General features: G+C 63.1%; 7 protein-coding genes. 3 read left to right on the top strand and 4 right to left on the bottom strand.

Going from position 1 to position 9,969, the window contains the following annotated elements; genetic code table 11:
- Nucleotides 1–190: 190 nt before the first annotated feature.
- Entirely contained in the window at nucleotides 191–1,858 is a 1,668-nt protein-coding gene (locus AB6V08_RS23110; RefSeq protein ID WP_368545095.1) for an SgrR family transcriptional regulator, read from the top strand.
- Here AB6V08_RS23110 and AB6V08_RS23105 read toward each other — a convergent pair.
- The 4 genes from AB6V08_RS23105 to AB6V08_RS23090 form a co-directional block, all read right to left on the bottom strand.
- Complete coding sequence (locus AB6V08_RS23105; RefSeq protein WP_368545094.1) at nucleotides 1,831–2,853, bottom strand: HoxN/HupN/NixA family nickel/cobalt transporter; 1,023 nt, start codon at nucleotides 2,851–2,853, stop codon at nucleotides 1,831–1,833. The two genes, AB6V08_RS23110 and AB6V08_RS23105, sit on opposite strands and share 28 nt — an antisense overlap.
- Nucleotides 2,854–2,862: 9 nt before the next feature.
- Nucleotides 2,863–5,076, bottom strand: a complete 2,214-nt coding sequence (gene hypF, locus AB6V08_RS23100) for a carbamoyltransferase HypF (RefSeq protein ID WP_368545093.1) — start codon at nucleotides 5,074–5,076, stop codon at nucleotides 2,863–2,865.
- 6 nt (nucleotides 5,077–5,082) lie between these two features.
- Nucleotides 5,083–5,628: an electron transport protein HydN gene (gene hydN / locus AB6V08_RS23095; protein WP_368545092.1), complete on the bottom strand. Its 546-nt coding sequence runs from the start codon at nucleotides 5,626–5,628 to the stop codon at nucleotides 5,083–5,085.
- A gap of 133 nt (nucleotides 5,629–5,761) precedes the next feature.
- On the bottom strand, nucleotides 5,762–6,775 hold the full coding sequence (locus AB6V08_RS23090) for a LacI family DNA-binding transcriptional regulator (RefSeq protein ID WP_368545091.1): 1,014 nt from the start codon (nucleotides 6,773–6,775) through the stop codon (nucleotides 5,762–5,764).
- A gap of 213 nt (nucleotides 6,776–6,988) precedes the next feature.
- Between AB6V08_RS23090 and ascF the strand changes: the two genes are divergently transcribed.
- Nucleotides 6,989–8,440, top strand: coding sequence for a PTS cellobiose/arbutin/salicin transporter subunit IIBC (gene ascF / locus AB6V08_RS23085; RefSeq protein ID WP_368545090.1), 1,452 nt, complete (start codon nucleotides 6,989–6,991; stop codon nucleotides 8,438–8,440).
- An 18-nt stretch (nucleotides 8,441–8,458) separates the two neighbouring features.
- Nucleotides 8,459–9,883, top strand: coding sequence for a 6-phospho-beta-glucosidase (locus AB6V08_RS23080; protein WP_368545089.1), 1,425 nt, complete (start codon nucleotides 8,459–8,461; stop codon nucleotides 9,881–9,883).
- Nucleotides 9,884–9,969: the final 86 nt, after the last annotated feature.

The raw sequence follows: 9,969 nt of genomic DNA, 5'->3' as shown, positions 1-9,969 counted from the left end.
CTGTGCTGGCAACTGAATCGCTGTATGACATGCACGCTCGGTCGATTCCCTCTCCCCGTGGGAGAGGGTCAGGGTGAGGGCATCAGGCCGCACGGCCCGAAAAACCGGAACACTTCCCCCATCCCACCCTTATTTATTCCGCAAAAGCGCTTACACTCTTTGCACCCCTTCCCTTACACGGAACGCCACCATGCGCCAGCTGCAAAAAATCCGCCAGTATCAACGGCTTTACCAGCACTACGGAGCTGAACCGAAGCCGACGACCATTGCCGAAGTTGCCGAGGTGGCGCTGTGCAGCGAACGCCACGCGCGCACGCTGCTGCGCCAGCTTGCCCAGAGCGGGTGGCTGACCTGGCGCGCGCAGCCGGGGCGCGGGCATCGCGCGACGCTGCACTGCATCGCCTCCACCAGCGAGCTTAGCGCGCCGCTGATGCACAGCTGCCTGGAGAAGGGCGACTACCAGAGCGCGCTCCAGCTGGCGGAGGGCGACCCGGCAAGCCTGCACCACATCATTACCCCGTTTCTCGGCGGCAAATGGCTCAAACATCAGCCCACCCTGCGTATTCCCTGGTATCGTCCGCTCACCTCGCTTCACCCGGCGCTGCAGCGCCGTCGCGCCGAGCAGCACATTATCTGCGCGGTTCACGCCGGGCTGACGCGCTACGTGCCGGGGCAGCCGCAGCCCGAGCCGGATCTGGCGCACCACTGGGAGGCCAGCGACAACGGCCGCCGCTGGCGCTTTTATCTGCGCAGCGGCGCGCACTGGCACAACGGCCAGCCGATTGGCGATGAGGATATGTTGAGCGCAGTGCAGCAGATGCTCGCCGATCCGGCGCGCAACGCGGGTCTGAAGCACGTTCGCCAGGCGTCGCTGGCCGCGCCGTGGTGTCTGGAAATCATCTTAGACATGCCGGATGCCATGCTGGCGCATCGTCTGGCGCACCACGTTTGCCGCCTTCCCCACCCGCAGCAGCCGGACATCGGCGCCGGGCCGTTTGCCATCGCCCGTCACCATTCGCACTATTTACGCCTGGAGCGTCAGCCCTGGTACTATGCCGCCCACCCGCTGCTGCACGCGATTGAGTTCTGGCGAACCCGAACCGACGCGCAAAAACCGGCGTGGATCACCGTTGGCAAAGGGGAAAGCGCCCAGGAAGCCGTCACCTCAACCAGCGGCGGGTTCGCGTGGCTCATGGTCAACGCCGCGCTTTCACGCCCGCTTGCCGCCTGGCTGCGTCAGGACATTACCTCCGTCAGCGAGCGCCACTTTGCCCACCGCGACGATCTGCAAACCCGCACCGAGGTGCTGCCCGATCTCGTTACGCCGCCGCTCCCGCCCGCCGCGCAGGCTGCGCTCCCCGCCACCCTGACGCTGGCCTGCTGCCACACCTCTGAACTGCGCGAGCTTGCCGACGTGCTGCAGGCGCATTTCAAAAAGCAGAGTTGCGAGCTGAAAATCGACTGGAAAGATCGCGACGAGTGGCACGCCCCGGGCGCGCTGGCGCAGGCTGATTTGCTGCTGGGGGATTATCTGGCGGGCGAGCTGCCGGGCTTTGCGCTGGCAGAGTGGTTTACCGACGAACCGGCGTGGGCCAGCGCGTTGGGCGACGCGGCATGGCAGAAAGAGAAGCAGACGCTGATGGGCTACTGCGCCAGCGAAGCGAGCCTCAACGCAAATCTGGCGCCCTTCTTTACGCGCCTGCTGGAAAGCGGCGCCTGCACGCCGCTGTTCCACTATCGCTATCGCATCAACACGATGGAAAACGTGCAGGATATCGTCCTGACCGCCGGGGGCTGGCTCGATTTTACCCGCGCCTGGCTGCCTCCCGCTCAGGAGCGCACCACCAGCGCGTCGTAGCCGCGCCAGCGGTAGTTGACCATCGAGATCAGCCAGCAGGCCACAAACAGCCCCACCACCACAAAGCCGGCGTTGCCGAGGTTGTCATTCACCGCGCCAATGACGTCCCAGACGCCGCCGCTGAGGGCAAATTTATCCATCAGCAGGCCGAGCGCTTCCAGCCCGCCGATAAACAGCGCCACCACCACCGACGTCCCGGTAATGGTCATGTTGTAGTAGAGCTTGCGCTGGGGCTTGTTGAACGCCCAGCCGTAAGCGCCCACCATCAGCAGGTTATCCAGGGTATCCACCAGCGCCATGCCGCTGGCGAACAGCGCCGGGAAGATCATGATCGACCACACCGACATGCCGTTTGAGGCGCTGGCGGCGGAGATGCCCAGCACGCCGATTTCGGTGGCAGTATCAAACCCCAGCCCGAACAAAAAGCCCACCAGGTACATCTGCCAGCTTTTGTTTACCAGGCGGAAGGTGGTGCCAAACAGCCAGTTCATCACCCCGCCCTGCGCCGGAAGATCCAGCTCCGCGTTCGCGGCGCGCCCGTTTTTCAGCGCCTGAAAATTGCGCCAGACTCCGCGCAAAATCACCATATTGACCAGCGCCATCGCCAGCAGGAAGGTGGCCGACACCGCGGTGCCAATCAGGCTGCCGGTCTCATGAAACCAGGCCATGTTTTTCTGAAACGCGGTGGCGGTCGCAGCGATGGCGATGGAGGCCAGCACCACGATGGTGGAGTGTCCGAGCGAGAACCACGCCCCCACGCCGGAGGGCCGTTTTCCCTGCTGCATCATCTTACGCGTCACGGTATCGATGGCGGCGATGTGGTCGGCGTCCACCGCGTGACGCAGCCCGTAGCACCAGGCCAGCAGGCTTGCCGCCATCAGCGCGGTGCTGCCGCTGAAGGTTTGCCACGCCCAGCCCCAGGCGAGCAGATTGGCCATCACCAGAGCCAGCAGTAAAAGCGCGGCGCGAGGTTCATTGCGTAAGAGTCGTAACATTTTAAATCCTTATAAACATGACCGGGCCGCAGCGACAACCGCCTGCCCGAAGGAGATAGCCCCGTCGCCCGCGGGCAGGCGAGAAGGGAAAAGAAGGGTGAAGTCAGAAAGATAGTGGCTGAGCCGCGCGCGCAGCAGGCGGTTGTGCAGCACCCCGCCGCTCAGACAGACGGTGGACAGCGACAGGCGCCGGGCGTGGAGAGCGCACAGCGCAGCCAGCCCTTTTGCCAGCGCGTCGTGAAACGCCCACGCACGCTCGGCGGGGGTCGCCTGCCAGTCCAGCCACTGCTGCCAGAAGCGGGCGAGGTTATCCACCGACAGGGTGACGGGATGCGCCACGCCGGGACACTGGGCCGCCAGCGCTTCGAGGCGACAGGCCGCTTCGCCCTCGTAGCCCTGGCTTTCCGGGCAGATGTCCAGGGCGCAGGCCACCGCGTCAAACAGCCTTCCGCAGGACGACGCGAGGGGGGAATTCAGCCCGCGCGATACCGCCACCGCCAGCGGCTGCCAGCGCTGACGCCGCACGGCGCGGGTTTCCGCGTGCTGCAGCCAGTCCGGGACAAACGCCAGGCACTGGGCGAGCAAATTGCGCCACGGCTGGGCCGCCGCCAGATCGCCACCAGGCAGCGCCACGGCGGGCAGTCCGCCGAGATGCTCGCAGTCGCGGTAGCTCACCCGCAGGCACTCCCCGCCCCACAGCGCGCCGTTTTCGCCCATGCCGATGCCGTCCAGCGTCAGGGCAATCACCTCGCCGCCGTTGCGCGGCCAGCCGTTCTCCGCCAGACACGCCGCCGCGTGGGCGTGATGATGCAAAACGGTCTGGGTTTCCAGCGCCTGCTCCTCCGCCCACTGCCGGGCGCGATACGCCGGATGGGCATCGCAGATCGCACGCTGCGGCGTAAAGGCGTACATCTGCTGCATCACCGCCAGCGCGCTGCGCCACTGCTGCTCGACGCCGTCATCGCTCAGGTCACCAAAGTGCTGGCTCAGCACCGCCTGATTGCCGCGCACCAGGCAGAAGGTGTTTTTCATCTCCGCGCCCAGGCACAGCATGGCGGGGATATCGTCAAACCCGGCGGGAAGCGTGATGGCATCCGGCACGTAGCCTCTGGCGCGGCGCAGCATCGACCCCTGCGCGTCCACCACGGAATCATCCATACGCTGGAGGATGTCGCGGTTGTGCAGCAGAAAACCGTCGGCGATCTCCCGCAGCGCCTCCAGCGCCTCGCCGTTGGTAATAGCTGGCGGTTTCCCGCTGAGGTTCCCGGAGGTCATCACCAGCGGGCGCTGAACGTCAGCAAGCAGCAGGTGCTGCAGCGGGTTTGCCGGGAGCATGACGCCGATGCGGTCCAGCCCCGGCGCAATGGCCTCCGGCATGGCGGGCAGCAGGTTTTTTGGGGTGAGCACCACGGGCGCCGCGGGGGAAAGCAGGCGCTCGCTTATGGAGGCCGGCAGGCCGTCGGCGTTCGCCAGCATCACCGCCAGCGGCTTCGTCGGGCGATGCTTTCTCGCCCGCAGCCGCGCCACGGCGGCGGGGTTTTGCGCGTCGCAGGCGAGGTGAAACCCGCCTAGGCCTTTCACCGCCACAATGCCGCCGCTTTTAAGCACCTTAACCGCCGCGCGCAGCGCCGCTTCCCGCGCGGCATGTACGTCCCCCGACAGCCACTCGAGCGCGGGGCCGCAGTCCGGGCAGGCCACGGGCTGCGCGTGAAAGCGCCTGTCCGCCGGGTTGCGATACTCCGCGCCGCACGGCGGGCAGAGCGGGAACGCCGCCATCGACGTAGCCGGGCGGTCGTAGGGCATGGCGCGGATAATGGTGAATCGCGGGCCGCAGTGTGTGCAGTTGATAAACGGATAGCGGTAGCGGCGCTCGCGCGGGTCGCGCATTTCGGCCAGACACGCCGGGCAGGTGGCGGCGTCGGGCACAATCTGCGTGTCCATCGTCCCGCCCGCGCTGTGGCGAATGGTGAAGGTATCCGGCAGGTTTTCCCAGCTGAACGGCTGCGCGTCGACCTCGTCAATGCGCGCCAGCGGTGGGCAGTCCTGGCGCAGCCTTGCGGTAAAACACTCCCCATTCCCCGCAAGGCGCACCAGCACGCCCTGACCGTCATTGCAGACATCCCCTGCCAGCCCCATCGCCTGCGCCAGCTGCCAGACGAAGGGACGAAACCCGACGCCCTGCACTTTGCCGCGCACCCGAAGCTGAATGCCGTTCCCGCTCATCGTGAATCAGAACAGCATGGATGACGACGTGTCGAACGCCGCGCGACGGCGTTTTTCCGCGCTCATCTGTTCGAGCTTGTCGCGATCGACGCACACCAGCGCGTGCGTCGGGCAAGCGTCCATGCAGGCCGGGCCGGCCTCGCGGTGATAGCAGAGGTCGCACTTGTTGGCTTCGGCTTTTTCCGCGCGCACGCTCAGCCCCATGCCGCTGTTGCGTACCACCGGGCGAACCACCACTTCCATCGCGCCGTAAGGGCACGCCACCACGCAGGTTTTACAGCCGATGCAGCGCTCCTGCATCACGTGCACAAAGCCCTTCTCGCGCTTGATCGCCCCGTTCGGGCAGACGTTAGCGCAGGGGGCATCTTCGCACTGGCGGCAAATCGCAGCGGTGGAAATATTCACGCCCTTAATCACGTGAATACGCGGCAGGAAGGATTCGGGGGTCAGCGAGGCGCAGTCCTGCTCCGCCTGATGGGACACCACGCACGCCACTTCACAGGTACGGCAGCCAATACATTTACTCGCATCGGCCATGATAAAACGGTTCATCTGCTTCTCCAGCATAACAGTCATGCGCGGAGACATTCATAAACCGTGCCAGTTTTTAATGTATTGATTTAGCTGAATTTACAGAAAGGAGGCGCGCTGTCATCGTCACAAGTGACGATGACAGATGTCGACGTCAACGGTGCGGGCCGTCAATCACCGAGTCGCGCAGGATCAGCTCGCCGGAGAAGGTTTGCTGATATTTGAACTCGCCGCCGTCGAGCATGAAGATCAGGCGGCTGATGGTCTCTTTGATCATCTCCGTGACCGGGACGCGCACGCTGGAGAGGGACGGCACCATGTACGGGGCGATGGCGACATCGTCAAAGCCGATGACCGACACCGCCTCCGGGGTGGCGATCCCGCTGTCGTGCAGCTGCTTCATCGCGCCAATCGCCATATCGTCGTTGCTCGCCACCAGCGCGCTGAAGGTTTCGCCGCGCGCGAGCAGCTCCGCGACCGCCGCCGCACCGCTTGCCGGGTTCCACTTGCCCTGGGCGATAAGTTCCTCACGCAGCGGGATACGGTGCTGCTCCAGCGCCGCCCTGTAGCCGGACAGACGTTCGATGCCGGTCGGCGAGTCGAGCGACCCGGTGATGAAGGCGATGTCGCGGTGGCCTTTTTCGATAAGCTGCCCCACCGCCGCCTGGCAGGAGGCTTTATGATCTGACCAGACGCTGTGGCTGCTGTTTTTACGCAGGCGGCGGTTAAGCACCACAATCGGCTGTTCGTATTTTTCGACGATCTCGTCCATCTCCTCCACGCTCAAAAAGCGCGGGTAGATGATCACCGCGTCGCAGCGCATGTCGAGCAGGTACTGGATCGCCTCGCGCTCCTCATCGGCGCTGTGCTTGCCGTCGGCGAGGATCAGCTGGCGGCCCTTCTCTTCCGTCATCCGCGCGGCGTGGAACAGCAGTTCGCTGAAATAGACGCCGTGATAGAGGGTGTTCGTCACCACCAGGCCCAGCGTTTGCGTGCGTTTGGTCGCCAGGTTTCGCGCCAGCAGATTGGGGCGATAGCCGCTCTCTTCGATCGCCTGGTATACCCGGTCTTTGGTCTCCTGGCTCACGTAGCCATTCCCCGACAGCACCCGGGAAACCGTTGCTTTTGAGACACCTGCGCGCTTCGCCACTTCGAGCATCGTGGTCATGTTGTTCTTCCCTCTGAATCCGATGGGCGCAGTGTACTGCACCGCAGAAAAATTGTCCTCGCGGCGATATCACGCTTTTTACGGCCTTTGGCGATCGCCATCACAAATCTAAAAAATGCACAAATAACCATCTTGTTTCACTCAAAGAAACTAATGATGATTATGTGGAACCGGTTTCCTACAATTTCTCACAACGATAACAGGTAACATCCGATGGCCAAAAATTATGCTGCGCTGGCGAACGACGTCGTCAGCGCGCTTGGCGGCAAAGAGAACATCGTCGCCGTCACCCACTGCATGACGCGTCTGCGTTTTGTCCTGAAGGACGAAACCCTGACCGACGCCCCGCGCCTGAAAAGCATCAGCGGCGTGCTCGGCGTGGTGCGTAACGATAACCAGTGCCAGGTGATCGTGGGAAATACGGTTTCCCAGGCCTACCGCGAGGTGGTCAGCCTGCTGCCCGCCAACATGCAGCCCGCCGTGCCGGAAGGCCCGCAAAAGCTCACGCTTCGCCGCATCGGCGCGGGCATTCTCGACGCGCTGATCGGCACCATGTCGCCGCTGATCCCGGCGATCATCGGCGGCTCGATGGTTAAGCTGCTGGCGATGATCCTTGAGATGACCGGCGTGCTGGAAAAAGGCGCGCCAACCCTGACCATCCTGACGGTGATCGGCGACGGCGCGTTCTTCTTCCTGCCGCTGATGGTGGCGGCCTCGGCGGCGGTGAAGTTCAAAACCAACATGTCGTTGGCGATTGCCATTGCGGGCGTGCTGGTGCATCCGAGCTTTATCGAGCTGATGGCGAAGGCGGCCCAGGGCGAGCACGTGGAGTTCGCGTTTATTCCGGTCACGGCGGTGAAATACACCTACACGGTGATCCCGGCGCTGGTGATGACCTGGTGCCTGTCGTATATCGAACGCTGGGTCGACAAAATCACCCCGGCGGTGACCAAGAACTTCCTGAAACCGATGCTGATCGTGCTGATTGCCGCCCCGCTCGCCATTGTGCTGATTGGGCCGCTGGGCATCTGGATCGGTAGCGCGATTTCTGCGCTGGTGTACACCATTCACGGCTATCTGGGCTGGCTGTCGGTCGCCATTATGGGCGCGCTGTGGCCGCTGCTGGTGATGACCGGGATGCACCGCGTGTTTACCCCGACTATCATTCAGACCATTGCCGAAACGGGCAAAGAGGGGATGGTCATGCCGTCGGAGATCGGCGCCAACCTGTCCCTGGGCGGCTCGTCGCTGGCGGTGGCGTGGAAAACCAAAAACCCGGAACTGCGCCAGACGGCGCTGGCGGCGGCCGCGTCCGCCATCATGGCGGGGATCTCTGAACCGGCCCTGTACGGCGTGGCGGTGCGTCTGAAACGTCCGTTAATCGCGAGCCTGATCAGCGGCTTTATCTGCGGCGCGGTGGCCGGTATTGCCGGCCTTGCCAGCCACTCGATGGCGGCGCCGGGGCTGTTTACCAGCGTGCAGTTCTTCGATCCGGCGAACCCGATGACCATCGTCTGGGTGTTCGGCGTGATGGCGCTGGCGGTGGTGCTGTCGTTTGTTCTGACCCTGATATTAGGTTTTGAGGATATCCCGGTCGAAGACGAGGCAGAAAAAGCGCGCGCCCTGCAAACCGCGCCGGTTCAGGCCAAAGCCGCACAAGCATAAAATTATAGCGAGGTAACAATGTCTGTTTTTCCACAAGGATTTTTATGGGGCGGCGCGCTTGCCGCCAACCAGAGTGAAGGCGCGTACCGCGAAGGCGGCAAGGGGCTGACCACGGTCGATATGATCCCCCACGGCGCGAATCGCCTGGCGGTGAAGCTCGGGAAGGAAAAACGCTTTACCCTGCGCGACGACGAGTTTTACCCGAGCCACGAGGCGATTGATTTTTACCATCGCTATAAGGAAGACATCGCCCTGATGGCGGAGATGGGCTTTACGGTATTCCGCACCTCCATCGCCTGGAGCCGCCTCTACCCGAACGGCGACGAGCCGCTGCCGAATAAAGAGGGCATCGCCTTCTACCGCGCGGTGTTCGAAGAGTGCAAAAAGTACAACATCGAGCCGCTGGTGACCCTGTGCCACTTCGACGTGCCGATGCATCTGGTGACCGAGTACGGCTCCTGGCGCAACCGCAAGATGGTCGATTTCTTCGCCCGCTACGCCCGCACCTGTTTTGAAGAATTTAACGGCCTGGTGAAGTACTGGCTGACCTTCAACGAAATCAACATCATGCTGCACAGCCCGTTCTCGGGTGCCGGGCTGGTGTTTGAAGAGGGCGAAAACGAGGATCAGGTGAAGTATCAGGCGGCGCACCATGAGCTGGTGGCGAGCGCGCTGGCGACCAAAATCGCCCACGAGGTGAACCCGGAAAACCAGGTCGGCTGTATGCTGGCGGGCGGGAATTTCTACCCGTACTCCTGCAAGCCGGAAGACGTGTGGATGGCGCTGGAGAAAGACCGCGAGAACCTGTTCTTTATCGACGTGCAGGCGCGCGGCGCGTACCCGGCCTACTCCGCCCGCGTGTTCCGCGAAAAGGGCGTGGTGATTGTGAAAGATCCGGGCGATGACGAGCTGCTGAAAAACACCGTCGATTTTGTGTCGTTCAGCTATTACGCCTCCCGCTGCGCGTCGGCGGATATGAACGCGAACAACACCAACGCGGCGAACATCGTGAAGTCCCTGCGCAACCCGCATGTTCAGGTGAGCGAATGGGGCTGGGGCATTGACCCGCTCGGCCTGCGCATCACCATGAACATGATGTACGACCGCTACCAGAAACCGCTGTTCCTGGTGGAAAACGGCCTCGGCGCGAAAGACGTTGTTGATGAAAACGGCGAGATTAACGACGACTACCGCATCAGCTACCTGCGCGAGCATATCCGCGCGATGGGCGATGCCATTGAAGACGGCGTGCCGCTGATGGGGTACACCACCTGGGGCTGTATCGACCTGGTGGCAGCGTCAACGGGCGAGATGAGCAAGCGCTACGGGTTTGTGTACGTTGACCGCGACGACGCAGGGCGCGGCACGCTGGAGAGAAAGCGCAAGAAATCGTTCTGGTGGTATAAGAAGGTGATTGCGAGTAATGGGGGGGATTTGGCGTAGCCTGATGCCCTCACCCTAACCCTCTCCCACAGGGAGAGGGAACCGATCGAGCGTACATGTAATACAGCGATTCAGTTGCCAGCACA

It is taken from the genome of Enterobacter soli (assembly GCF_964208575.1).
Taxonomy (GTDB): Bacteria; Pseudomonadota; Gammaproteobacteria; order Enterobacterales; family Enterobacteriaceae; genus Enterobacter; species Enterobacter soli_A.
Note: the sequence above shows the minus strand (reverse complement) of the source record. Positions and strands in the feature narration are given on the sequence as shown.